Origin of the sequence: Rhodobacter sp. NSM (assembly GCF_052244495.1) — a bacterium.
In the GTDB taxonomy this organism is placed as follows: Bacteria; Pseudomonadota; Alphaproteobacteria; order Rhodobacterales; family Rhodobacteraceae; genus Cereibacter_A.
On sequence record NZ_JBQPXH010000001.1, the window covers coordinates 927,755 to 951,363 of the forward strand.

Consider the following 23,609-nt stretch of genomic DNA (forward strand, 5'->3'; position numbering starts at 1 on the left):
GGGCCGGCTGCCACCACGCCACGGACCAGCCGACGGCCGGTCCGTGGCGTGGTGAACGACAGTCCGTCCTTCGTCCTGCCGGTCCCGCCCCACCTCCTCCGTCAGGTGATCACGTCCGGCTCGCGGCGTCCGGTGTGGCGCTCGATCCCGGCGATCTCGTGGGCGGCTCCGATCACCGGCGCCAGCGCCTCCTGCGGGTCGAGGTCCAGCCCCTCCGGACCGGGTGCGTAGCGTTCGAGATAGAGGCGGAGCGTCGCGCCCTCGGTCCCGGTGCCCGACAGGCGCATCACGATCCGGCTGCCGTCCTGGAAGAGGATCCGCACGCCCTGCCTGCGGCTGACCGAGCCGTCCACCGGGTCGGTATAGGCGAAATCATCGGCCTCGGCTACCTTGAGATGCCCGTTGAAGGCCACGCCGGTGAGGCCGCCGAGCTTGTCGCGCAACTCCTCCATCATGGCGTCGGCCTTCGCGGTCTCGATCGCCTCGAAGTCGTGGCGAGAGTAGTAGTTCCGACCGAACTGCCGCCAGTGCGCCTCGAGGATCTCGCGCACGCTTTCCTTCCGCACCGCGAGGATGTTCAGCCACAGGAGCACGGCCCAGAGCCCGTCCTTCTCGCGCACATGGTCCGAGCCGGTGCCGAAGCTCTCCTCGCCGCAGATCGTAGCGCGTCCGGCATCGAGCAGGTTGCCGAAGAACTTCCAGCCGGTCGGGGTCTCGAAATGCTCGATGCCGAGGAACTCGGCCACCCGGTCGGCCGCGGCCGAGGTCGGCATGGACCGCGCGACCCCCTTGAGGCCCGCCGCATAGCCCGGCGCCAGATGCGCATTCGCCGCCAGCACCGCGAGGCTGTCGGAGGGCGAGACGTAGATCCCGCGTCCCACGACCATGTTCCGGTCCCCGTCGCCATCCGAGGCCGCTCCGAAATCGGGCGCCTCGGGGCCGAACATCTCGTCCATCAGCGCCTTGGCCCAGGTCGGGTTCGGGTCCGGGTGCATGCCGCCAAAGTCCGGCAGCGGCGTGCCGTTCACCACCGTCCCCGGTGCGGCGCCGAGCCGGTTCTCGAGGATCTCGGTCGCGTAGGGGCCGGTCACCGCGCACATGGCGTCAAAGCGCATGGCGAAGCCGCCGGCAAACATCGCCCGGATGGCATCAAAGTCGAAAAGCTTTTCCATAAGCGCGGCGTAGTCGGCCACGGGGTCCACCACCTCGACCGGCATGTCGCCGAGCCGCGTCGGGCCGATCACGGAAAGATCCACGTCCTGCGTCTCGAGGATCCGGTATTCGGAAATCCTTTCCGTGGCTGCGAAGATCGCCTCGGTCACTGATTCCGGCGCGGGTCCGCCGTTCGGCGTGTTGAACTTGACGCCGAAGTCCTCTTCGGGGCCGCCCGGGTTGTGGCTCGCCGACATGATGATCCCGCCGTCCGTGCCCCTGAGCCGGATCAGGTTCGAGGCGGCGGGGGTGGACAGGATCGCGCCCTGCCCGACGATCACCTTCGCGGCGCCGTTGGCGGCGGCCATCCGCAGGATGACCTGCGCCGCGCGGTCGTTGAAGTAGCGCCCGTCGCCGCCCAGCACGAAGGTCTTGCCGGCCGCCCCGCCGATGGCGTCGAAGATCGACTGGACGAAATTCTCGAGGTAGTGCGGGCGCATGAAGACGGGCGTCTTCTTGCGCAGGCCCGAGGTGCCGGGCTTCTGGCCGGCAATGGGCGTGGTCGGAACGGTCTTGACGGTCATCCAGTCTCTCCAGTTGGCGCCGGCACGAAGACCAGCACGGAACGGGCCGGGGCTTCAAGCCCCGGGCCCGCAGGTTCGGAGGGCGCCTCGGGTCGTGTCGTGTCCAGCACGAGCCTCCACCCCCCCGGCACGGGCGGCAGCGCCAGCGGCACGGCCTCGCCCGCATTGAAGACGGCCAGCACCGGGCTCTCGCCCGCATCGGGCCGGTCCGCATCCATCCGCATCTCGACGCAGAGGCAGCGCACCGAGGCTGCATGCCAATCCTGCGGACCGGGCGCTCGACCGTCGGGCAGCCGCCAGATCACGTCCGGCAACCCGTCCGAAGGGCGCGACCTGCCGTGCAGGAAGCCCTTCTGCCGCAGGACAGGCAGGCTCCGCCTGAGCGCCGAGATCCGCTCGACGAAGGCCGTCATCGCCTCGTCGGGGCGGTCCCAGTTCACCCAACCGATCGGATTGTCCTGCGCATAGGCGTTGTTGTTGCCGCCCTGCGAGTTCCCGATCTCGTCCCCGCCGAGCAGCATGGGCGTTCCCTGCGACAGGAACAGCGTGGCCAGCATGTTGCGCCGCCTGAGGGCGCGCGCCGCGAGGATCGCGGGATCGGTGGTCGGCCCCTCGAGCCCCATGTTGTCAGAGTGATTGTCGTCGTGGCCGTCGCGGTTGTCCTCGCCATTGGCCTCGTTGTGCTTGCGCGCGTAGCTCGTGAGGTCGAGCAGCGTGAAGCCGTCATGCGCGGTCAGGAAATTGACCGAGCTGGTCGCCGCGCGCGAGTGGTGGTCGAAGCGCTCGGCCGAACCCAGCAGCCTTCGCGCCAAGTCGCCCGTCATCCCGCCCTCGCCCCGCCAGAAGCGGCGCAGGTCGTCGCGGAACTTGTCGTTCCATTCGAGGAAGGGATGCGGGAAGCCTCCCAGCCGGTAGCCGCCGGGTCCGAGATCCCAGGGCTCGGCGATCAGCTTCACGCGCGTCAGCACCGGATCCTGCCGGATCGCGTCGAAGAAGGCGCCCTGTTCGTCGAACCCGTCCTCCTCGCGCCCGAGGGTCGAGGCGAGGTCGAAGCGGAAGCCGTCGACATGCATGACCTCGACCCAGTAGCGGAGCGAATCCATCACCATCCGCAACACCATCGGATGCGACAGGTCCAGCGTGTTTCCGGTGCCGGTGAGGTTCGTATAACGCCGCCCGCCCTCGGTCAGCCGGTAGTAGCTGCGGTTGTCGATGCCGCGGAACGACAGCGTGGGCCCCAGCTCGTCGCTCTCGCCCGTGTGGTTGTAGACCACGTCGAGGATCACCTCGAGCCCGGCCGCATGGAAGCGGCGCACCATGGCCGCGAATTCCCACAGCGCGCCCTTGGCGAGATAACGCGGGTCGGGGGCGAAGAAGCCCAGGGTCTGATAGCCCCAGTAGTTCGAGAGCCCCCGGTTCACGAGGAAGCGGTCGTCGAGAAAGGCCTGCACCGGCAGCAATTCCACCGCCGTCACGCCCAGCCGCAGCAGATGCTCGATCACCGCGTCCGAGGCGAGGCCGAGGAAGGTGCCCCGCAGCCCCTCCTCGACGCCGGGATGAAGCATGGTCAGCCCCTTCACATGGGCCTCGTAGATCAGCGTTTCGGTCAGCGGCCGCTCGGGCGGCGCATCGGGCCCCCAGTTGAAATTGTGCCCGACCACGACCGACTTCGGCACGGCGAAGGCGCTGTCGCGGCTGTCGAAGGACAGGTCCGACCGCGGGCTGCCCACCTTGTAGCCCATCACCGCATCCGACCAGCGCAGGCGCCCCTCGAGCTTGCGGGCGTAGGGATCGATCAGGAGCTTGTTGGGGTTGAAGCGATGGCCCTGCTCGGGCTGATAGGGGCCGTGGACGCGGTAGCCGTAGAGCTGGCCGGGCAGCAGGCCGTTCACCTTCAGGTGCCAGACGTCCCCGTCCCGCTCGGTGAGCGGCAGCCGCGTGACCTCGCGCCGGCCGTCCGGCGCGAAGAGGCAGAGTTCCACCTTCTCGGCATTGGCGGAGAAGAGCGCGAAATTCACCCCCTCGCCGTCGAAACTCGCGCCGAGCGGCCAGGGCCGGCCGGGCGCAGTGGCGAGCCCCGGCAGCCCGAAGGGCTGCGGCGCGGCTGTCACGCCACAAGCTCGCGGTAGAGCGCGGCATAGGCCGCAGCCGAGGTCTGCCAGCCGACCGGATGGCGCATCGCGTTCTTCTGGACCTTCTCCCAGGCATGGTGATCGGCATGCAGATGGATCAGCCGCCTGAGCGCCTCGGCGAAGGCCGGTGGCTCGGTCGGGTGGAAGGTCAGCCCGGTCGCGCAGCCCGCGGACATCGCCGCCGGATTGGCGTTGATGATCGTGTCGGCGAGCCCGCCGGTCAGCGCCACCACCGGGATCGCACCGTAGCGCAGCCCGTACATCTGCGTGAGCCCGCAGGGCTCGAAGCGCGAGGGCACCAGCACCGCGTCGCCCCCGGCGAACATCAGATGCGACAAGCCCTCGTCATAGCCGATCCGCACGCCCACGCGGCCGGGGAACCGCACCTCCAGCTCGCGCATCGCCGTCTCGAGCGCCGAGTCGCCGGTGCCGAGCACCGCAAGTCCGCCACCTGCCGCGATGAAGTCGGGCAGCACCTCGGGGATCAGGTCGATCCCCTTCTGATAGGTCAGCCGGCTCACCAGGATCGCGAGCGGTCCCGGCACGTCGAGCTTGAAGGCGCCCGAGAGCACGGCGCGGTTCTCGGCCTTGGCCTTCAGGCTCCGCGCGCTGTAGGGCCGCTCCTCGGCCTCGGGCGACCAGATGTCTGTGTCCACACCGTTCAGGATCCCGCTCAACGCCCTCGCCCGCGCGGCGATCACGCCCTGCAGTCCCATGCCGAACTCGGGCCGCATCAGTTCGCAGGCATAGGTCGGCGAAACCGTGGTGATGTGGTCCGCCGTCACGAGCCCCGCCTTCAGCGACGAAAGCCCGCCGTAGTATTCGAGCGCCGCCGGGTGGAACTCGCTGGACGGCAGACGCAACGCGGGCAGAAGCGCCGCCGGCGCCCAGCCCTGAAAGGCGATGTTGTGCACGGTCAGGACCGAGCGCACTCCGCCGCTGCCCCAGTAGGCGAGATAGGCCGGCGCGAAGCCTGCCTGCCAGTCGTGGGCATGGAGCACCTCGGGCCGCCAGCCGTCCGACAGACCCTCGCGCGCGATCCGCGCCCCGATCCACGACAGCGCGGCAAAGCGCTGTGCATTGTCGCCCCAGTCTCCCCACGGGCCGGCATAGGGCCCGCCCTCGCGGTCGAAGAGATGCGGCGCGTCGAGAAGCAGCATCTTCCGCCCCGACACCTCGCCCGCCATGACCCGGCCCGGGCCACCGAAGAGATCCTCCTCGAAGAAGACCTGCTCCATCCCTTCGAGCCGCCACTTCAGCGGTCGGTAGCAAGGCATCAGAACCCGCATTTCCCAGCCTTCCGCCGCGAGTGCGCCGGGAAGTGCGCCCACCACATCGGCCAGCCCCCCGGTCTTCAGCAGCGGCACGCATTCGGAAGCCACCGACAACACCCGTCCGCGCGCCGTCTCCATCCTGTCCTCGTCCTTCATCCGCTTCCCGTGACGCGGGCGGGTCCGCTGCCGGCCCGCCCGCGTGCTTCATTCTCGTCCAAATATCCCGCGGGGGTGCGGGGGCGCGAAGCCCCCGCCCGACCCTCAGCCGAGCGATCTTGCCCGTGCGTCCAGCATGTCCTGCGTCACGAGCACGATGCCATTCTCCGACCGGCGGAACCAGCGCTCGTCTTCCGCCGGATCCTGCCCGATCACCAGCCCCTCCGGGATCACCACGCCCCGGTCAAGCACGCAGTCCCTCAGGTCCGCCTTCCGGCTCACCGTGACCTGAGGCAGCGCCACCACGCGCTGCAGGCTGGAATAGCTGTGCGTGCGGCAGCCGGTGAACAGCAGCGAATTGCGGATCTCGCTGCCCGAGACGATGCAGTCGCCCGAGACCAGCGAGGAGATCGCCAGCCCGCGCCGTCCGTCGTCGTCGTGCACGAACTTGGCCGGAGGCACGATCTGCGAATAGGTCCAGATCGGCCACTCGCGGTCATAGAGGTCGAGCTTGGGAGTGAAGGCAGTCAGGTCGATGTTGGCCTGCCAGAACGCGTCGATCGTGCCCACATCGCGCCAGTATGGCTCGGTCTCGAGGCCGGTCATCACGCAGCTGTCCGAAAAACGGTGTGCCATCGCCTTGCCGTTCTTCACGATGGCCGGGATCAGGTCGTGGCCGAAGTCGTGGCTCGAGTTCGGATCCTCGGCATCGCGGATCAGCAGGTCGCGCAGGAAGGCCCAGTCGAAGACATAGATCCCCATCGAGGCCAGCGCATTGCCCTCGTCGCCGGGGATCCCCGGCGGATCGGCGGGCTTCTCGAGGAAGTCGGTGATGCGCAGATCCCTGTCCACATGCATCACCCCGAAGGCCGTGGCCTCCATCCGCGGCACGGTGAGGCAGCCGATCGTGACGTCCGCCCCCGTTTCGCAGTGCTGGCGCAGCATGATCTCGTAGTCCATCTTGTAGACGTGATCGCCGGCCAGGATGATGACATACTTGATGTCGTAGCTGTCCACGATGTCGATGTTCTGCGTCACGGCATCGGCGGTTCCCAGGTACCACTTGTGCTCGTCGACGCGCTGGCTCGCCGGCAGGATGTCGAGATATTCGTTCCGTTCCTCGCGGAAGAAGTTCCAGCCGCGCTGGATGTGCCGGATCAGGCTGTGGGCCTTGTACTGCGTGGCGATCGCCATCTTGCGGATGCCGGAATTCATCGCGTTCGACAGCGCGAAGTCGATGATCCGCGCCTTGCCGCCGAAGTAGACGGCCGGCTTCGCGCGTCTGTCCGTCAACTCCTTCAGTCGGCTGCCGCGTCCGCCGGCGAGCACGAAGGCCATGGCCTGCGCAGTCAGCCTGAGTGGGGGTTGCGCCTTCATTCCGTCCTCCCGTACCGCGGGTTGGCCCCGCTCACCATCTCTGCCCCGGTCGGGTCGGACTCGCCGCTGTGCAAGTCAGCCCTGCCTGAGGATCACCGTAGACAGCGGCGGGAGCGTGACAAGGGCCGAATGCTCCTGACCGTGCCAGCCCACGTGCTCGGAGACGACGCCGCCGAGGTTGCCGCGGTTCCCGCCCCCATAGATTTCCGCATCGGTGTTGAGGACTTCCTCCCAGTGCCCCTCCGCCGGAAGGCCGATGCGCATCCTCCGTTCGATGGGGGTGAAGTTCATCGCGGCCACGACCATCGGCTCATCGACCCGACCGCGGCGGACGAAGGCGTAGACCGAGTGATCCGCGTCATTCGCTTCCAGCCAGACGAAGCCTTCCGGCCGTGCATCGTTGCGGTGCAGCGCCGGCGTTTCGCGGTAGAGGCGGTTCAGGTCGCGCACGAGGGTCTGCACGCCCCGGTGCAGGGGATGCTCGAGGTGGTGCCAGTCGAGCGATGCGCCGTGGTTCCACTCGCGGCCCTGCGCGAACTCGCAGCCCATGAACAGCAGCTTCTTGCCCGGATGGGTCCACATGTAGCCGTAATAGGCCCGAAGGTTCGCGAATTTCTCCGCACCCTCGCCCGGCATCTTGGCGATCATCGAGCCCTTGCCGTGCACTACCTCGTCGTGGCTGATCGGCAGGATGTAGTTCTCGGACCAGGCATAGTGCAGGCTGAAGGTCATCTGGTGATGGTGATGCCGCCGGTGCACCGGGTCGAGGTGCATGTAGTCCAGCGTGTCGTTCATCCAGCCCATGTTCCACTTGAACCCGAAGCCGAGCCCGCCGTGGTGGACGGGGCGCGAGACGCCCGGAAAGGCCGTGCTTTCCTCGGCCACCGTCATCACGCCCGGATCCTCGGCGTAGACCGTCTCGTTCATCCGCCGCAGCAGCGCGATCGCCTCGTGATTCTCGCGCCCGCCGTCCTTGTTCGGCACCCACTCGCCCGCCTTCCGCGAGTAGTCGCGGTAGAGCATCGAGGCCACCGCATCCACCCTCAGCCCGTCGAGATGGTATTCCTCGAGCCAGTAGAGTGCGTTGGACGTGAGGAAATTCGCGACCTCCGTCCGGCCGAAGTTGTAGATCAGCGTGTTCCAGTCCTGGTGGAAACCCTCGCGCGGGTCGGCGTGCTCGTAGAGGGCCGTGCCGTCGAAGCGGCCGAGCCCGTGCGGGTCGGTCGGGAAGTGGCCCGGCACCCAGTCGATCAGCACGCCGAGGCCCTTCTGGTGCGCGGCGTCCACGAGTGCCCGGAACTCCTGCGGCGTGCCGTGCCTGATCGTGGGCGCGAAGAGCCCGACCGGCTGGTAGCCCCAGGAGCCGTCGAACGGATGCTCGGACACCGGCATCAGTTCGAGATGCGTGAAGCCCATGTCGGCGGCGTAGTCCACGAGATCGCGGGCCAGCTCGGTGTAGGAGAGCATCCGCCCGCCCTCCGCCCGCTTCCAGCTGCCGAGATGCACCTCGTAGATCGAGATCGGCGCATCGACCGAATGCCGGCTTGCGCGCCCGGCCATCCAGTCGCCATCGCGCCAGTCCGCAGATCCCAGCGCCCGCACGACCGAGGCCGTCCGCGGCGGATGCTCGGATCCGAAGCCCACGGGATCGGCCTTCAGCGGCAGCAGATGCCCGCCCGGCCCGCGGATCTCGAACTTGTAGGCCGCGCCCTCGCCCACGCCCGGCAGGAAGATCTCCCAGACGCCCGTCGGGCCGCGGCGACGCATGGGATGACGCCGGCCGTCCCAGATGTTGAAGTCGCCCACGACCGAGACGCGTTCGGCATTCGGCGCCCAGAGGGCGAAATGCGTGCCCTCGACGCCCTCGTGCCGGATGGGATGCGCGCCCAGCACCCGCCAGAGGCGCCGGTGCGTCCCTTCGCCGAGCAGGTATTCGTCCATCTCGCCCAGCACGGGGCCGAAACGGAACGGGTCCTCGAACTCCCACACGGCACCCTGCCCCGTGGCGCGCAGACGGTAGGGTTCAGGCTGCATCGCCACGGCGAACAGGCCGGGGAAGCCCTCGACCGGCGCCGCCTCGATCTCGCGCGAGGCCAGAACGGCAAGCCTCTCCGCGCCCGGCACGAAGGCCGTCAGCACATGGCCGCCGCCCCGCCGGTGCAGGCCGAGGACCGAGAAGGGATCGCCATGCGCCCCCTCGACGATGGCCTGTGCGACGGCGGGGTCGACAAGCGTCTCAGGGGCCTTGGGCATTTCTTCCTCGGGATCAGTGCTGCAGGGCAGATTCTACGCCCCAGATGTCCCTCATGTAACCACGGATCGTCCGGTCGGACGAGAAGAAGCCCGAGCGCGCCGTATTGAGCGCAGCCATGGTCAGCCAGCGCCGCCGGTCCTTGTAGGCCGCATCGACCTCGGCCTGAGCGGCGATATAGGCGTCGAAGTCCGAAGCCACGAGGAAGTAGTCGTGGTGCCAGACGCGATGCACGAGGCCATGGTAGCGGTCGGGCTGCGAGGGGCTGAACTGCCCTTCGGCGATGGCCTGCAGCACGTTCTGCATGACCTGACTTGCCTCGATGGCCTTGCGCGCGTGGTCGGGATCCTCGCGGCGCTTCATCACCTCCTCGGCGGTCAGGCCGAACAGGAAGAAGTTGTCGGCGCCCACCTCCTGCAGGATCTCGACGTTGGCGCCGTCGAGCGTGCCGATGGTCGGCGCGCCGTTGATCATGAACTTCATGTTGCCGGTGCCCGAGGCTTCCTTGCCCGCCGTCGAGATCTGTTCGCTGAGATCCGCCGCCGGCACCAGGCGCTCGGCCATCGAGACGTTGTAATTGGCCGGATAGACGACCTTCAGCAGGTCGCCCACCACCGGGTCAGAGTTGATGACCGCGCCCACGTCGTTGATGAGGTGGATGATCTCCTTGGCGACCGCATAGCCCGGCGCGGACTTGCCGCCGAAGATCTTCACCCGCGGCACCCAGCCCGCCGTCGGATTGGCGCGGATCGCCTGCCAGCGCGCGATGGTCTCGAGGATGTTCAGAAGCTGGCGCTTGTATTCGTGTATGCGCTTCACCTGCACGTCGAAAAGCGCGTCCGGGCTGACCTTCACCCCGCACTCCGTCCCGATCCAGTTCGAGAGCGCCACCTTGTTCTGCCGCTTCGCGGCATCGAAGGCGCCGAGGAAGGTCTGGTCCTTCACATGCGGCTCTAGCCCCTTCAGGCGGTCGAGATCGTCCTCCCAGCCCTCGCCGATCGACTCGCCGATGAGCCGCGACAGCGGCGCATTCGCCATCTTCAGCCAGCGCCGCGGCGTGACGCCGTTGGTCTGGTTGATGATCCGTTCAGGGTGCAGGCGGTTCAGTTCAGGGAAGAGATTGGCCTTCACGAGATCCGTGTGCAGCGCCGAGACGCCGTTGACCTTGTGCGACATGATGAAGGCCAACTCGCCCATCCGCACCTCGTGGTGCTTGACGATGCCGACGTAATGCGGCCGCGCGGGGAAGTTGCGGCGGTGCCAGCCGTCGATGCGTTCCACGATCTGCATGTGGCGCGGCAGGACGTTGCCGAAGGTGAAGGTCGCCCACCGTTCCAGCGCCTCGGGCAGAAGCGTGTGGTTGGTATAGCCGAGGCATTCCTGCGCGATGGGCAGCGCCTCCTCGAACGGAATGCCGTTCTCGTCCACCATGAGCCGGATGAGTTCGGGTCCGGCGATGGCCGGATGCGTGTCGTTCATCTGGATGGCGACATGCTTGGCCAGCGCGCGCAGGTCGCCATGCACGGTGCGGAAGCGGCGGATGATGTCCTGCAGGGCGGCCGAGGTCAGGAAGAACTCCTGCTTCAGGCGCAGTTCCTTGCCCTGATAGGTCGTGTCGTCGGGATAGAGCACGCGGCTCAGCGTGCGGGCCAGCGTCTCGGGCTCGGCGGCGGCGGTGTAGTCGCCCCGGTTGAAGCGTTCGAGATCGAAGAGCGTCGTCGGCTCCGCTCCCCAGAGCCGCAGCGTATTGGCCCAGCGACCCTGCCAGCCCACCACCGGGGTGTCATGGGCCGAGGCCTTCACCGTCTCGCCCGGAACCCAATGCTCGCGGCCGTCGCGCGTCTCGACATGGCCCTTGAAGCCCACGATGTAGGTGGCCTCGGGCCGGTCGAATTCCCACGGGTTGCGCTGGGTCAGCCAGTCCTCGGGCGTCTCCACCTGCTGGCCGGCCTCGAACCGCTGGCGGAACAGTCCGTGCTCGTAGCGGATGCCGTAGCCGTAGGCCGGGCAGCCGAGCGTGGCCATCGATTCCATGAAGCAGGCGGCAAGGCGACCGAGGCCGCCGTTCCCCAGCGCCGCGTCGGGCTCGTCGCCGACGATCGCCTTGAAGTCCTGCCCCAGCTCGGCCATCGTCCGCTCGGCCATCTCGTGCAGGCCGAGGTTGATCGTGGCATCCTCGAGGATGCGTCCGATCAGGAATTCCATCGACAGGTAGTAGACCCGCTTGCGGTCCTGCTCCCACGTCTGGCGGGTCGAGGCGAACCAGGGCTCCATGATCCTGTCGCGGATCGCATAGGACAGCGCCATCCGCCAGTCGTAGAGGCTCGCATGCGGAGCATCCTTGCCCAGCGTGAAGGTAAGGTGGCGCAGCACATCGGTCTTCAGGACGTTCGGGGTCAGGCTCTGATCATTCACGGGCATGGTCCGTAGCAAGGGGTCCGGGGTCTCGGAGCGCGGTGGTCCGGCTTCACTTGCCGCGAGCCCGGGCCCGGGTCAAGCGCGGCTATCCGACATCGGCAAGGCGGATACCGACTATTCTGCGCCTTTCAGCGGAGGCGCGCGACCCTTTCCGCGAGGGCTCGCAGGAAGGCGGTTCCATTTTACGCAACCTGCGCAAGAGTTTCGCCAAGGTGGCACTTGTTCGCGCGGTGGACAAGTGCTCACATCAAATGATACATCCCGACATTATTTTTTACGTGGCAGCCGTCGCCGGCGCCTGCCTCGCACGCAGGGGCCGGCGGGAATGCCGCCTTCTTGTGCAGCATCATCCCCCCGGCCTGTGAAAAAGGCGCCCGGAGAAGGGGCTGCGACAAATTGCTTGTGCCGGATATCACATTTCCTCTCCACTTGAAGCCCTCTGATCGGGATCATGCCGGCGCCGCAGGCCCGAATTCGGTGGGGATTCGCGGCGCCAACCTTGAGAGGCAGCGTCAATGCGACTGACCACCCGTACCAATCTGGCCATGAGAACTCTCATGTTCTGCGCGATCAACGAGGGCCGCGTGGTGCGCAAGGCGGAGGTGGCGGCCGCCTGCAATGCTTCCGAGAACCACCTCGCACAGGTCATCCACGGCCTGGCCCAGAAGGGGTTCCTGCGGACGGTGCGCGGGCGCTGCGGCGGACTGGCACTCGGGCGCCCGGCCGAGAAGATCGTGGTCGGCGACGTCTTCCGCACCTTCGAATCAAACCTCCCCTTCACCGAGTGCTTCTCGAAGAAGGAGAACAAGTGCCCGCTCACGCCCTCCTGCCGGCTCAAGTGTGCGCTGAACGACGCGCTTTCGGCCTTCTATGGCTCGCTCGACAAGCTCTCGTTGCGAGACATGGTGCAGGAGAACACGGAGCTCGAGGAACTGCTGAAGGTCGCCTGAGCCAATCGGCCTTCCGCCTTCCCGGCGAGGTCATTTCCTCAGATGTCCGTGGCTGCGCGGGGCGCATCCGTTCATCCGCCGGCCAACCGGCTGCGAGTTTGCAAAGCCGTCACTCCGCCCCTTCCGAGGCGCAGCACCCGGAGCCCGCCGACAGCCCCTCGAGGATCGGACAATCGGGCCGGTCATCGCCCGCACAGGCCGAGACGAGATGGGCGAGCGTGGCCTGCATAGCCTTGAGCTCGTCGATCTTGGCCGCGATCTGACCGAGGTGCCGCTCCGCCAGCCGCTTCACATCCGCACTGGCCCGGCCGCGATCCTCCCAGAGCGCGAGCAGCGTGCGGCATTCCTCGATGGAGAAGCCGAGCGACCGAGCGCGTCCGAGGAATCCCAGCTTGTGCAGGTCGCGCTCGCGGAAGCGGCGGTAGCCGTTCGCGTCGCGCAGCGGGCGGACGAGGCCGATCTCCTCGTAGTAGCGGATGGTCTTGGCGGGCAGGCCCGAGCGGGCGGCGGCATCCTTGATGTTCATCTGCCAGTCCCTCCTTCCAGTCTCAGGCGCGGCTCGTGACCGCAGGGGCGCGGCGCAGGCGGAGCGCATTCGTCAGCACGAAGACCGACGAGAAGGCCATCGCTCCCGCCGCGAGCATCGGCGAGAGTTGCGGGCCGCCGAAGGGCACCAGCGCACCCGCCGCCACCGGGATGAGCGCCACGTTGTAGCCGAAGGCCCAGGCGAGGTTCTGGCGGATGTTGCGCATCGTCCGGCGGCTGAGGGCCACGGCATTCGCCACGCCCAGCGGATCGCCCGACATGAGCACCACATCCGCCGCCTCGATCGCCACGTCGGTCCCGGTTCCGATCGCGATGCCCACGTCTGCCGCGGCCAGGGCGGGCGCGTCGTTGATCCCGTCGCCGACGAAGGCGGCGCGGCCCATCTTCGCCACCGCCTCGACCTTGCCGCCCGGCAGGATGCCCGCGTGGATGTCCGAGATCCCCAGTTCCTGCCCGATGGCGCGCGCGACGCCGGGCGCGTCGCCCGTCACCATCGCCGAGGGCAGCCCCATCCGGCCGAGCTCAGCCACTGCGGCGCCGGCCGTGGGTTTCACCCGGTCGGCCACGCCGATCAGCCCGGCGATCCGGTCGCCGCGCGCGATCCAAACCGGCGTGCGGCCGGCCGCTTCCAGCCGCTCCGCTTCCGCCGCGAGCGGTCCCGGATCCACGCCCTCCATCATCCGCAGGCTTCCGACCCTCACCTCCTCGCCCCCGATCAGGGCGCGCGCGCCGTGACCCGGCCGGGCGGCGAAACCCTCTGCGGCGAACGGCTCCAGCCCCTCGGCCGCCCTCAGGATCGCACCGGCCAGCGGATGCTCGGACGGAGCCTCGACGGCGGCGGCAAGCCGCAGCACCTCCTCGCGCGGGACGTTGGCCGCGGGGATCACATCCGTCACCTGCGGCCGCCCCTCGGTCAGCGTGCCGGTCTTGTCGAAGCCCACGCGCTCGATCTCGGCCAGCCGCTGCAGCGCCTCGCCCTTGCGGAAGAGGATGCCGAGTTCGGCCGCGCGGCCCGTGCCCACCATGATCGAGACCGGCGTGGCGAGGCCCATGGCGCAGGGGCAGGCGATGATGAGAACGGCCACCCCCGCCACCAGCGCCTCGCCGAGGCCCGGCCCGAGCACGAGCCAGACCAGCACCGTCAGCGCCGCCACCGCCATGACCGCCGGCACGAAGCGCAGCGTGATGCGGTCCACCAGCGCCTGCACCGGCAGCTTTGCCCCCTGCGCCTCCTCGACCATGGCGACGATCCGCGCGAGCACCGTGTCCGCGCCCACCCGCACCGCCCGCATCCGGAGCGCGCCGGTGCCGTTCACCGTGCCGCCGGTGACCTCGTCGCCCTCGGCCTTGGCCACGGGAAGCGCCTCGCCGGTCAGCATGCTCTCGTCGACGGCGCTCTCGCCCGCCACGACCACGCCATCGAGCGGGATGCGCTCGCCGGGGCGGATGTGCAGGATGGTGCCGGGCGAGATGCTCTCGATCGGCACCTCGGTCTCGGCCCCGTCGCGGGTCACCCGCGCGGTGCGCGGCTGGAGGCGGATGAGCCCCGCAATGGCCGCGCCCGCCTGTCCGCGCGCCCGCGCCTCCATCAGCCGTCCCACGAGGATCAGCACCACGATGACCGAGGCGGCCTCGAAATAGACCGCCCGCGAGCCCTCGGGCAGCAGTGCCGGCGCAAAGGTGGCGACAGTCGAGAAAGCCCAGGCCGCGAAGGTGCCGACCGCCACGAGGCTGTTCATGTCGGGCGCCCCCCGCATCAGCGCCGGCACGCCCTTCGCGAAGAAGCGCCGGCCCGGGCCGGCCAGGACGAGGCTCGTGAGCAGGAACTGCGCGATCCACGAGGTCTGGGTGCCGATGGTGCCCGCGATCCAGTGATGGAACGCCGGGATCAGATGCCCGCCCATCTCGACGAGGAAGACCGGCAATGCCAGCAGCGCCGCGATCCAGGCGTCGCGGCGCAGGGCCCGCAGGTCCTCGGCCCGCCGGTCGGGCGTCTCGGCCTGAAGCGGCGCGGCCGCGAAGCCCGCCCGCGTCACCGCCTGTGCGAGGGCCGCCGCCGTCGCAGCGCCCTCCCACAGCGTCACCTGGGCCCGCCGGTTCGCGAGGTTCGCACTCGCCTCGACCACGCCGGGCTGCGCCTTCAGCACCCGCTCGACCCGGCCGGTGCAGGAGGCGCAGGTCATCCCCTCCACCGAAAGGGCCAGCCGTTCCTGCCGCGCCGGATAGCCCGCGCGTCCCAGCACATCGGCCAGGCCCGCCGGCGTCGCGGGTTCGGCATATCGGATCTCGGCGGTCTCGTCCGCGAGGCTCACCCGCGCCTCGGCCACCCCCGGCACGGCCAGAAGCACGCGCTCGACACGCGCCACGCAGGAAGCGCAACTCATGCCTTCCGGGTGCAGGCGCAGGCTGCGGAGGCCGACGGTCAGCGGCTGTTGAATGGTCATGGCAGTCTCCTTCGCGAACAAGATGGGGCTTCCCACGACTGGAAGGTCAAGGGGCCATGCAGAGATTCTGCCTGCCGCTCCGGTCGGCTTGACCTTCCCCCTGCCGGATGCCCCTTCTTCGGCGGAAACAGGAGATTCGCATGACCAGACTGTCCATCCCCGACATGTCCTGCGGCCACTGCCGCGCCTCGATCGAGGGAGCCCTCGCGCCGCTGCCGGGCTTCGAGGCGATCCGCTTCGATCAGGAAGCACGAACGGCCGAGGTCGAAGGCTCGACCCCTGAAGGAATGCTGCTTTCGGCGCTGGACTCGATCGGGTTCCCCGCGACCGTGGTGCGCTGAGGCGGCTCCGGGCGCGCCGGTTCCGACTGGTCACGTCGGCCGCATGACGGGCGGCTGGAGCGGCGGCGACTGTCGTCGAGCAACCGCCGCGTGGAGCCACCGGGAGGTGAGCCGCGGCTTGCCCGGAGCGGTCGCCGAAGCCGTTGATCCGCGCGGCTTCGTCTTCACATTTCCGACATCGGCGATGGTCCTGTTCCCGTCGCTGCGATAGGCAGCCTGAGCCGCAGGCTCACCGGCTGAAGTTGCCCGAATCGCCTTCAGGGCGAGTTTACGTGCCGCTCCTCGACCCCGGATTTTCCCTTTTGGGACTGCAGTGTGGCACTGCGTGACAAAAGTGACGCATCATTGGGCAAATTCGGTATTCGCTGGCATACAATGCTCTTGCCCGACTCGCGACACAGGCATAGACGAAGGTGAATGTGTCATGTTGACGCCATCGGCCTTCGGGAGCGCGATGAACCGCCGGCCGGGGCACAGCGTTGTAGACCAGTAACCTGAACCATAACCGGAGCAGACCAATGACACAGGAAGCCTCGTCCAATCAGCCGCAGCAGGGCAGCGTGCCCGCGTCGCCGCAGATGGGCGGTGCCGAAACCGTTCGCCAACCCGAGCCCGCGCGGCCGGTCTTCAAGGACTGGGCCTCGATCTGAGGCCGGGAGGCGACTTGAACGGAAAAGGCCGGCGGAGACGCCGGCCTTTTCCGTTGGGACGACAGGGCGGATCCTGCGACAAGGTGGCGATCCCGGAATAGTGCGCACAACACGGGCTCACGTGGGCCGTCCGTCCGGGCAGCGCGGGGAGCATCCGACCCCTCGCGCCACCCTGTCTTCCGCCGGGCAGACCGGCAGCTGGTGCCGGCTCAGCCGACCAGTTCGAGGCCCGAGAAGAAGAAGGCGATCTCTTCGGCCGCGGTTTCCGGGGCGTCCGAGCCGTGAACCGAGTTCTCGCCGACCGACAGGGCGAATTCCTTGCGGATGGTGCCCGCATCGGCATTTGCCGGGTTGGTCGCGCCCATGACTTCGCGGTTCTTCGCAATCGCGCCCTCGCCTTCCAGCACCTGCACGACCACCGGCTCGGACGCCATGAACTCGGTCAGTTCGCCGAAGAACGGGCGGTCCTTGTGGACGCCGTAGAACTTCTGCGCCTGGGCGAGCGACAGGTGGATGCGCTTCTGCGCCACGATGCGCAGGCCCGCTTCCTCGAACTTGGCGTTGATCTTGCCGGTCAGGTTGCGGCGGGTGGCGTCGGGCTTGATGATCGAAAGGGTGCGTTCGATGGCCATGGAGGCTCTCCTCGAAAGGGGTGAAACTCTGCGCGCGGCCCTTAGCATGGGCACCCCCGCGACAAAAGGGGCAAAGGCGCGAGCCGCCGCCGTTGACAGCCCGCCCCGCCCGGTCCATCACCCGGGCCATGCTGCGCATCTCGGACATCTCCTATTCGGTCGAAGGCCGGCCGCTTCTGGCTGGCGCATCCGCCACCATTCCGACCGGCCACAAGGTCGGACTCGTCGGCCGCAACGGGTCCGGCAAGACCACGCTCTTCCGCCTGATCCGGGGCGAACTTGCGCTGGAAGGCGGCGAGATCGCCCTGCCCGCCCGCTCGCGCATCGGCGGCGTGGCGCAGGAGGTGCCGTCGTCCTCGACCTCGCTCCTCGACACCGTGCTGGCCGCCGACACCGAGCGCGCCGCCTTGATGGCCGAAGCCGAGACCGCCACCGATCCGCACCGGATCGCCGATATCCAGCACCGGCTGGCCGACATCGACGCCTGGTCGGCCGAGGGCCGCGCCTCGTCGATCCTGAAGGGACTGGGCTTCGACGCCGAGGCGCAGCTGCGGCCCTGCTCGGACTTTTCGGGCGGCTGGCGGATGCGGGTGGCGCTGGCGGGCGTGCTCTTCGCCCAGCCGGACCTGCTCCTCCTCGACGAGCCCACCAACTACCTCGACCTCGAAGGCGCGCTCTGGCTCGAGAGCTACCTGCAGAAATATCCGCACACCGTGCTCATCATCTCGCACGACCGCGGGCTCTTGAACCGTGCGGTGCAGGGCATCCTGCATCTCGACCAGAAGAAACTCACCTACTGGACCGGCCCCTACGACCAGTTCGCCCGCCAGATGGCCGAGAAGCGCGCGGTGCAGGCCGCCGAGGCCAAGAAACAGGAGGCGCGCCGCGCCCACCTGCAGAGCTTCGTCGACCGCTTCAAGGCCAAGGCCTCGAAGGCCGTGCAGGCCCAGAGCCGGGTGAAGATGCTCGAGAAGATGACGCCGATCACGCCCCCCGAAGAGGCGAAGCGGCAGGTCTTCACCTTCCCCAGGCCCGAGGAGCTGTCCCCGCCCATCATCACGATGGAGGGCGTCTCGGTCGGCTATGACGGCCCCCCGGTGCTCCGCCGCCTGAGCCTGCGCATCGACCAGGACGACCGGATCGCGCTTCTCGGCCGCAATGGCGAGGGCAAGTCCACGCTCTCGAAGCTGCTCGCCGGCAAGCTGGCGGCGCAGGAGGGGCGGATGGTCAGCTCCTCGAAGCTGCGCATCGGCTATTTCGCCCAGCATCAGGTGGACGAACTCCACATCGAAGAGACGCCGCTCCAGCATGTGATGCGCCTCCGCCCCGACGAGGGCCAGCCGCGGCTGCGCGCCCGCCTTGCCGGCTTCGGGCTGATGGCCGATCAGGCCGAGACCGCCGTGGGGCGGCTTTCGGGCGGGCAGAAGGCGCGGCTCTCGCTGCTCCTCGCCACCATCGATGCGCCGCACCTGCTGATCCTCGACGAGCCCACCAACCACCTTGACATGGAAAGCCGCGAGGCGCTGGTCGAGGCGCTGACGGAATATTCCGGCGCGGTGGTCCTCGTCAGCCACGACATGCACCTGCTGGGACTCGTGGCCGACCGGCTGTGGCTCGTGAAGGGCGGCGCGGTCGCTCCCTTCACCGAAGATCTCGAGGCCTACCGTCGCCAGCTTCTGGCGGGCGACGAGCCGCCGCCCGAGAAGAAAGCCGAGAAGCCCGCGCCGAAGGCCGCAAGCCGCGAGGAGAAGCTCGCGCTGCGCGCCGAGGTGCGCCGCTGCGAGGAGCGGCTCGAGAAGCTGAACGGGATGCGCGACAAGCTCGCGACCAAGCTCGCCGATCCCGCGCTCTACGAGCCCGAGCGACTGGGCGAAATGGAGACCTGGCAGAAGAAATACGCCGAGGTGATGGAGGGCCTGGACAGGGCCGAAGCCCTCTGGCTCGATGCGCAGGAACGGCTGGAGGCCGCGGGCTGAGCCATGATCGAGATGGGTTTCCTCGTCACCGCCTTCGCCACGCTCTTCGTGGTCGTGGACCCGCTCGGTCTCGTGCCGCTCTTCATGGCGCTGACCGCCGGCATGACGCGCGAACAGCGCCGCGCGATCGGCGTGCGGGCCTGCCTGATCGCGATTTGCATCCTCACCGTCTTCGGGCTGCTCGGCGAGGCGGTGCTGGGCTTCATCGGCATCTCGATGCCGGCCTTCCGCATCGCGGGCGGGATCCTCCTGTTCCTGACCGCGCTCGACATGCTCTTCGAGCGCCGCACCCAGCGCCGCGAGGGCCAGACCGCGGCCGAGCACGACCACGATCCCTCTGTCTTCCCGCTCGCGATCCCTCTCATCGCGGGTCCGGGCGCGATCGCCTCGATGATCCTCCTCGTGGGCTCGGCCGAGGGCTGGCACGAGGTGCTGGCGGTGCATGTCGTCATGCTGGTCACGGTGGGCTCCGCCTTTCTGCTCTTCCTCGTCGCCGGACCGCTCGAGAAGCTGCTGGGCCGCACGGGGACGCTCGTGATCACCCGGCTTCTGGGAATGCTGCTCGCCGCGCTCTCGGTCCAGTTCGTGATCGACGGCATCCGCGGCTCTGGCCTCTTGGACTGACGCCGGCACCCGGAACCCGAAACCTTCCAGCGAGCAAAAGGCCGGCGCCGGCGCGCGCCGAGGCTCGTCCCACCACAGATCCCGTGCCGCCCGGAAGCGCCGGTCTCGTGAGCCTTGGCCGCGCCGCTTCCGCCGCGCGAGGTCGCGCCAGAACGGGTCGGCCGCCTCGCGTCGCCCGGACCCGCCGCTGCAGTACGCAAGGCCGCGCCCGCCCGGCGGACCGCAACCTCCCCAGACCCGCTCGACTCGCGCCAAGGGCATCAGGCACCGGAGACCTTCCGCGCGACGTCCCCGCAGGAAGGCCTTTGGCGCGCCCCACGCGGACCCCATATGATCGGGAGGGTTCGAGGGAGAGACATGGACGGCGATCTGACGGCACGACTGGTCTACCTGGGCCTGCTTCTGCTCGCACTCGGCACCTGGGTGCTGGTCGAATACCGGGGAAGGCTCGGCGCCGCCATCCGGGCCGGTATGGCCTGGGCGCTGATCTTCGTCGCGGTGCTCGCGGGATACGGGCTCTGGCGCGACGTCCGGACGGAACTTGCGCCCACGCAGGCCGTGATGGAGGACAGCCGCATCGAGGTGCCCCGCGCGCGCGACGGACACTATTACCTCACGCTCGACATCTCCGGCACGCCGGTGCGCTTCATGGCCGATACCGGCGCGACCTCGGTCGTGCTGTCGCAGGCCGACGCCCGGCGTCTCGGGATCGAGCCCGAACGGCTCGATTATCTCGGCGAGGCCATTACCGCCAACGGAGCCGTCCGGACGGCGCGGGTGCGTGTCGGACCCGTGGCGCTCGGCCCCTATACCGAGCAGCGCATATCGGCCTGGGTCAACGAGGGTCCGATGGACATGTCGCTCCTCGGGATGGACTACCTGCGCCGCTTCCGGATCGAGATCGCAGACGACCGGATGATCCTCTCGCGGTAGCCTCGGCCTTCGTGCAGCCAGGAGATGAAGAGCCAGGGACGCGAGGTCGCGTTGCCTGCCACGGATCCGGCGTTACCATCCTGTGATGTCGCGCACCGAAAGCCTGTCATGACCGAAGCCAGATCCAACCGCAGTTCGCGGACGCGCCCTGCCCGCCTGTGGCGCCTTCTGACACAGCCGGCAAGATCGCTCCGCTACAAGGCGCTCTTCGCGCTCAAGTCGGGCCGCTATCAGCTGGACCCGGCCGAGTTCACCGGCAAGCGCGTGCTGATCATCGGTGCCGCGTCCTGCGTCACCGAGGAACTGGAGCGCTTCGACCCCGCCGACTGGGACGTGATCGTCCGGATGAACAAGGCCATCGACGTGCCTGTCGTCTGGCGCGGCCAGACCTTCCGGCGCTGCGATGTACTGCTGCACAATCTGACGTCCGACGGCATTCGTGACGCAGGCGAGGTAACGGCGGAGAAGCTCCAGGCAACATCCACCGACCTCCTCGTCCATCGCCTGATGGCCATGAGCCGCTTTCCAAACACGCTGAGAATGGACGGCCTGTTGCGGGCGCAAGGGTCAAGGGCGCGGTTGCGCATGATCGGGCCCGTGTTCCATCGCGCACTGTCCGCCGACCTGGGCGGAAGCTCTCCCACCGCCGGCGCCGTAGCCATCTGCTGGTTCCTCGGCTGCGACACGCACCGCCTCGGCGTCGTCGGCTTCACCTTCTACACCACCCGCTACCTCGCAGGCTATCAGGACCATGTGGCATCGGATGCGGATGCCCTGACCTATGGCCAGTACAAGGGCATCCACGATCCCGCAGCCGAGCGGAAACTGGTATCGCGGCGCGTGGCCGAGGCGCGGGGCAGCGGGCGGGACGTCGTGCTCGGCCACGAGGTCGAGCGTGTCCTGAGCATGCCGTGAGACCGTCAGGTCCGTGCGGCGACCTCAGCCCGCCTCCGCCATCTTCTCCCAGCGACCGCTCTCCTCCGACCAGTACTGCGCCTTGAGGCCCGCACCGGTCAGCGCCTTCCACTGGGCGCGCGCAAGCGAGAGCTGTCCGTCGTCGAGCCCGTCGAAAAGGATCCACACCCGCTCGAGCGGCGCCGCCTCGGCGGCGTCCGTGGCGGCACCGTCCAGCAGCATCAGCGCCTGTGCCCCGTTGCCGATCGCGCCGGTTCCCAGCAGCACCGGCTGCCTCGCGTCCTGTGCGCCGCCTTCCAGCCCGTGCGGCAGGAACCCGTCCTCGGGCACCCGCCAGAGCGCCAGATCCAGCGCCTCCAGCCGCGCGCGCTCGGTGCCCCGCAGCATCACGCGCCAGCCCTGCTCCAGCGCCCGCGGCAGCAGCAGCCGCAGCGTGTCCTCCGCGGAGGAGCGCGTCAGGTGATAGAACATCACGACCCCCACGCGGCCCGCCTCTCCTTCATTCTCGTCCAAATATCCCGGGGTCCGGGGCAGAGCCCCGGCGCGGGTCCCGTCCCCGTGCCATCACCAGGCACGTGCCTTCCCGGCCCCGGCGCAGGAAGGCTCACGTCTCGAGCATGTCCCGGATCATCCGGTCGAGCGAGAGAACGCCCCAGCCGGTGGCCCCCTTGGGTGCCAGCGCCGTATCCGACTTCAGCAAGGCCGTTCCTGCGATGTCGAGATGGATCCACGGCGTCTCGGGCTTCACGAAGCGCTTCAGGAAATGCGCTGCCGTGACCGATCCCGCCTCGCGGCCGGTGGAATTGCGCATGTCGGCGATGCGCGATTTCAGCATCTCGTCGTAGCGCTCGCCCATCGGCATACGCCAGGCACCCTCGCCCTCGGCCTGCGCGGCCTTGAGGAAGGCCCCGCAGAAGGCGTCGTCGTTCGAGAAGACCCCGGTGTTCTCGTGGCCGAGCGCCACGATGATCGCGCCGGTGAGCGTCGCGAGGTCGATCATGCCCCGCGGCTGGAACCGCTCCTGCGCATACCAGAGCACGTCGGCAAGGACGAGCCGCCCCTCGGCATCGGTGTTGATCACCTCGATCGTGTCGCCCTTCATCGAGCGCACCACGTCGCCCGGCCGCTGCGCATTGCCGTCGGGCATGTTCTCGACGATGCCCACCAGACCCACCACGTTCGCCCTGGCCTTGCGCATGGCGAGGGTGCGCATCACGCCCGCCACCACCGCAGCCCCGCCCATGTCCATGGTCATGTCTTCCATGCCGGCCGCGGGCTTGATCGAGATCCCCCCGGTATCGAAGACCACGCCCTTGCCCACGAGCGCGAGCGGCACCTGATCCTCGGGCCCGCCCTTCCACTGCATGACCACCAGCTTCGAGGGATGCTCGGACCCCTGGCCCACGCCGAGGAGGGCGCGCATCCCGAGCTTCTCCATGTCCTCTTCCTCGAGGATCTCGACCTCGAGGCCGAGTTCGTGCATCGCGGCGAGCCGCGCCGCGAAGTCGAAGGTCGACAGCACGTTCGCGGGCTCGTTCACGAGGTCGCGGGTGAAGAAGATCCCCTCGGCCAGTGCGGCCATCGGCCCCGCCTCCGAGGCCACTGCCTCGGGGTTGGCGACCATCAGCGTGACGGGTCCGGGCTGGGTCTTCTCGCCGGTCTTGTGGGGCGTGAAGTCATAGGCGCGAAGCGCGATCCCGAACGAGACTTCCGCCGCGCGCTGGATCGTGTCGGCAAGAACGAGCGTGCCCGTCTTCGACAGCGACCGTCCCACGGCACCGCCCGCCTTGCGCGCCGTCGCCACGTCCGCCCGGCGGTCGAGCTTCACCAGCTGGACCGCATCGGCAGCCATCCCGGCCGGAAAGCCCAGCTCCATCGCCTCGCCCTGCTTCAGCTTTCCGAAGGCCTCCGACGCCCCGGCCCGCTCCAGCGCGCCGCGCATCAGCCGGTTCACCTTCTTGGCCGCAGCCCCCATCGCGCCCCCTTCGCCGGCGAAGACCACGATGCGTCCGGGCACCGTCGCGAGCGCCTCGAGCTCGAGGCCCTGGAACTGAATGGGAACGGGATGGGTCATGACGATACTCCGCTGCAACGTCTCGGCACGCAGCTCGGCCGGTGACGGCAGGCGCTGGAGCGCCCGCCCGCCCCGGTGGCCCGGGCCTTCTTTGCGCGAGGCTAGCCCCTGCCCCGCCCGAGCGCCAGATACCAGTTTTCCCCGGCGCCGATTTCCGGTAGCGTCCGCCGAAATCCCGGG

Annotated in this window: 18 protein-coding genes; 7 read left to right on the forward strand and 11 right to left on the reverse strand. The window is 68.7% G+C overall.

Going from position 1 to position 23,609, the window contains the following annotated elements; translation table 11 throughout:
* Positions 1 to 101: 101 nt before the first annotated feature.
* From ACTVZP_RS04355 to ACTVZP_RS04380, 6 genes are all read right to left on the reverse strand, one after another.
* On the reverse strand, positions 102 to 1,736 hold the full coding sequence (locus tag ACTVZP_RS04355) for an alpha-D-glucose phosphate-specific phosphoglucomutase (RefSeq protein ID WP_443210860.1): 1,635 nt from the start codon (positions 1,734 to 1,736) through the stop codon (positions 102 to 104).
* Positions 1,733 to 3,847 carry a glycogen debranching protein GlgX gene (glgX, locus tag ACTVZP_RS04360; RefSeq protein WP_443210861.1) on the reverse strand — a complete coding sequence of 705 codons (2,115 nt, stop codon included), beginning with the start codon at positions 3,845 to 3,847 and terminating at the stop codon, positions 1,733 to 1,735. The genes ACTVZP_RS04355 and glgX overlap by 4 nt, the downstream gene beginning before the upstream one ends.
* Positions 3,844 to 5,298, reverse strand: coding sequence for a glycogen synthase GlgA (gene glgA / locus ACTVZP_RS04365; RefSeq protein ID WP_443210862.1), 1,455 nt, complete (start codon positions 5,296 to 5,298; stop codon positions 3,844 to 3,846). Before glgA ends, glgX begins: the two co-directional genes overlap by 4 nt.
* 105 nt (positions 5,299 to 5,403) lie before the next feature.
* Positions 5,404 to 6,675, reverse strand: coding sequence for a glucose-1-phosphate adenylyltransferase (gene glgC / locus ACTVZP_RS04370; RefSeq protein ID WP_443210863.1), 1,272 nt, complete (start codon positions 6,673 to 6,675; stop codon positions 5,404 to 5,406).
* 75 nt (positions 6,676 to 6,750) lie between these two features.
* Positions 6,751 to 8,928 carry a 1,4-alpha-glucan branching protein GlgB gene (glgB, locus tag ACTVZP_RS04375; RefSeq protein ID WP_443210864.1) on the reverse strand — a complete coding sequence of 726 codons (2,178 nt, stop codon included), beginning with the start codon at positions 8,926 to 8,928 and terminating at the stop codon, positions 6,751 to 6,753.
* A 13-nt stretch (positions 8,929 to 8,941) separates the two neighbouring features.
* The gene (locus tag ACTVZP_RS04380) at positions 8,942 to 11,347 is read right to left on the reverse strand and encodes a glycogen/starch/alpha-glucan phosphorylase (protein WP_443210865.1); all 2,406 of its coding nucleotides are present in this window, start codon (positions 11,345 to 11,347) and stop codon (positions 8,942 to 8,944) included.
* A gap of 512 nt (positions 11,348 to 11,859) precedes the next feature.
* Here ACTVZP_RS04380 and ACTVZP_RS04385 point away from each other — a divergent pair.
* Positions 11,860 to 12,294, forward strand: coding sequence for an Rrf2 family transcriptional regulator (locus tag ACTVZP_RS04385; RefSeq protein WP_443210866.1), 435 nt, complete (start codon positions 11,860 to 11,862; stop codon positions 12,292 to 12,294).
* Positions 12,295 to 12,403: 109 nt separating this feature from the next.
* Here the strand turns inward: ACTVZP_RS04385 and cueR are convergent, their stop codons facing one another.
* Both cueR and ACTVZP_RS04395 read right to left on the reverse strand, forming a co-directional pair.
* On the reverse strand, positions 12,404 to 12,820 hold the full coding sequence (cueR, locus tag ACTVZP_RS04390; protein WP_443210867.1) for a Cu(I)-responsive transcriptional regulator: 417 nt from the start codon (positions 12,818 to 12,820) through the stop codon (positions 12,404 to 12,406).
* 22 nt (positions 12,821 to 12,842) lie between these two features.
* Positions 12,843 to 15,284, reverse strand: a complete 2,442-nt coding sequence (locus tag ACTVZP_RS04395; protein ID WP_443210868.1) for a heavy metal translocating P-type ATPase — start codon at positions 15,282 to 15,284, stop codon at positions 12,843 to 12,845.
* A gap of 140 nt (positions 15,285 to 15,424) precedes the next feature.
* Here ACTVZP_RS04395 and ACTVZP_RS04400 point away from each other — a divergent pair, with 140 nt between their 5' ends.
* Positions 15,425 to 15,625, forward strand: a complete 201-nt coding sequence (locus ACTVZP_RS04400) for a heavy-metal-associated domain-containing protein (RefSeq protein ID WP_443210869.1) — start codon at positions 15,425 to 15,427, stop codon at positions 15,623 to 15,625.
* A 518-nt stretch (positions 15,626 to 16,143) separates the two neighbouring features.
* On the forward strand, positions 16,144 to 16,275 hold the full coding sequence (locus ACTVZP_RS04405; RefSeq protein ID WP_443210870.1) for a hypothetical protein: 132 nt from the start codon (positions 16,144 to 16,146) through the stop codon (positions 16,273 to 16,275).
* A gap of 209 nt (positions 16,276 to 16,484) precedes the next feature.
* Here ACTVZP_RS04405 and ndk read toward each other — a convergent pair whose 3' ends face one another.
* Positions 16,485 to 16,907, reverse strand: coding sequence for a nucleoside-diphosphate kinase (gene ndk, locus ACTVZP_RS04410; protein ID WP_002720049.1), 423 nt, complete (start codon positions 16,905 to 16,907; stop codon positions 16,485 to 16,487).
* A gap of 128 nt (positions 16,908 to 17,035) precedes the next feature.
* Here ndk and ACTVZP_RS04415 point away from each other — a divergent pair, with 128 nt between their 5' ends.
* The 4 genes from ACTVZP_RS04415 to ACTVZP_RS04430 all read left to right on the forward strand — a co-directional run bounded on the left by ACTVZP_RS04415 (position 17,036) and on the right by ACTVZP_RS04430 (position 21,355).
* Positions 17,036 to 18,883, forward strand: coding sequence for an ABC-F family ATP-binding cassette domain-containing protein (locus tag ACTVZP_RS04415; protein ID WP_443210900.1), 1,848 nt, complete (start codon positions 17,036 to 17,038; stop codon positions 18,881 to 18,883).
* A gap of 3 nt (positions 18,884 to 18,886) precedes the next feature.
* Positions 18,887 to 19,507 carry a MarC family protein gene (locus ACTVZP_RS04420; protein WP_443210871.1) on the forward strand — a complete coding sequence of 207 codons (621 nt, stop codon included), beginning with the start codon at positions 18,887 to 18,889 and terminating at the stop codon, positions 19,505 to 19,507.
* 357 nt (positions 19,508 to 19,864) lie between these two features.
* Positions 19,865 to 20,440 carry a retropepsin-like aspartic protease family protein gene (locus tag ACTVZP_RS04425; protein ID WP_443210872.1) on the forward strand — a complete coding sequence of 192 codons (576 nt, stop codon included), beginning with the start codon at positions 19,865 to 19,867 and terminating at the stop codon, positions 20,438 to 20,440.
* Between the two features lie 108 nt (positions 20,441 to 20,548).
* Positions 20,549 to 21,355, forward strand: coding sequence for a hypothetical protein (locus ACTVZP_RS04430; protein WP_443210873.1), 807 nt, complete (start codon positions 20,549 to 20,551; stop codon positions 21,353 to 21,355).
* Positions 21,356 to 21,379: 24 nt separating this feature from the next.
* On the opposite strand, the gene ACTVZP_RS04435 is transcribed toward ACTVZP_RS04430, so the two are convergent.
* Together ACTVZP_RS04435 and ACTVZP_RS04440 are read right to left on the reverse strand one after the other, a co-directional pair.
* A complete protein-coding gene (locus ACTVZP_RS04435) occupies positions 21,380 to 21,826 on the reverse strand; it encodes a DNA polymerase III subunit chi (RefSeq protein WP_443210901.1) in 447 nt (148 codons plus the stop codon).
* Positions 21,827 to 21,959: 133 nt separating this feature from the next.
* A complete protein-coding gene (locus ACTVZP_RS04440) occupies positions 21,960 to 23,429 on the reverse strand; it encodes a leucyl aminopeptidase (RefSeq protein WP_443210874.1) in 1,470 nt (489 codons plus the stop codon).
* Positions 23,430 to 23,609 lie beyond the last annotated feature (180 nt).

Excerpts from the sequence above, each read along its gene's own strand:
- glgB (WP_443210864.1), bottom strand. The coding sequence starts at position 8,928 with ATGCCCAAGGCCCCTGAGACGCTTGTCGACCCCGCCGTCGCACAGGCC.
- glgC (WP_443210863.1), bottom strand. The coding sequence starts at position 6,675 with ATGAAGGCGCAACCCCCACTCAGGCTGACTGCGCAGGCCATGGCCTTC.
- ACTVZP_RS04435 (WP_443210901.1), bottom strand. The coding sequence starts at position 21,826 with ATGTTCTATCACCTGACGCGCTCCTCCGCGGAGGACACGCTGCGGCTG.
- ACTVZP_RS04425 (WP_443210872.1), top strand. The coding sequence starts at position 19,865 with ATGGACGGCGATCTGACGGCACGACTGGTCTACCTGGGCCTGCTTCTG.
- ACTVZP_RS04380 (WP_443210865.1), bottom strand. The coding sequence starts at position 11,347 with ATGCCCGTGAATGATCAGAGCCTGACCCCGAACGTCCTGAAGACCGAT.
- ACTVZP_RS04420 (WP_443210871.1), top strand. The coding sequence starts at position 18,887 with ATGATCGAGATGGGTTTCCTCGTCACCGCCTTCGCCACGCTCTTCGTG.
- ACTVZP_RS04385 (WP_443210866.1), top strand. The coding sequence starts at position 11,860 with ATGCGACTGACCACCCGTACCAATCTGGCCATGAGAACTCTCATGTTC.
- ACTVZP_RS04355 (WP_443210860.1), bottom strand. The coding sequence starts at position 1,736 with ATGACCGTCAAGACCGTTCCGACCACGCCCATTGCCGGCCAGAAGCCC.
- ACTVZP_RS04400 (WP_443210869.1), top strand. The coding sequence starts at position 15,425 with ATGACCAGACTGTCCATCCCCGACATGTCCTGCGGCCACTGCCGCGCC.
- cueR (WP_443210867.1), bottom strand. The coding sequence starts at position 12,820 with ATGAACATCAAGGATGCCGCCGCCCGCTCGGGCCTGCCCGCCAAGACC.
- ACTVZP_RS04440 (WP_443210874.1), bottom strand. The coding sequence starts at position 23,429 with ATGACCCATCCCGTTCCCATTCAGTTCCAGGGCCTCGAGCTCGAGGCG.
- ndk (WP_002720049.1), bottom strand. The coding sequence starts at position 16,907 with ATGGCCATCGAACGCACCCTTTCGATCATCAAGCCCGACGCCACCCGC.
- glgA (WP_443210862.1), bottom strand. The coding sequence starts at position 5,298 with ATGAAGGACGAGGACAGGATGGAGACGGCGCGCGGACGGGTGTTGTCG.
- ACTVZP_RS04415 (WP_443210900.1), top strand. The coding sequence starts at position 17,036 with ATGCTGCGCATCTCGGACATCTCCTATTCGGTCGAAGGCCGGCCGCTT.
- ACTVZP_RS04395 (WP_443210868.1), bottom strand. The coding sequence starts at position 15,284 with ATGACCATTCAACAGCCGCTGACCGTCGGCCTCCGCAGCCTGCGCCTG.
- ACTVZP_RS04430 (WP_443210873.1), top strand. The coding sequence starts at position 20,549 with ATGACCGAAGCCAGATCCAACCGCAGTTCGCGGACGCGCCCTGCCCGC.
- ACTVZP_RS04405 (WP_443210870.1), top strand. The coding sequence starts at position 16,144 with ATGACACAGGAAGCCTCGTCCAATCAGCCGCAGCAGGGCAGCGTGCCC.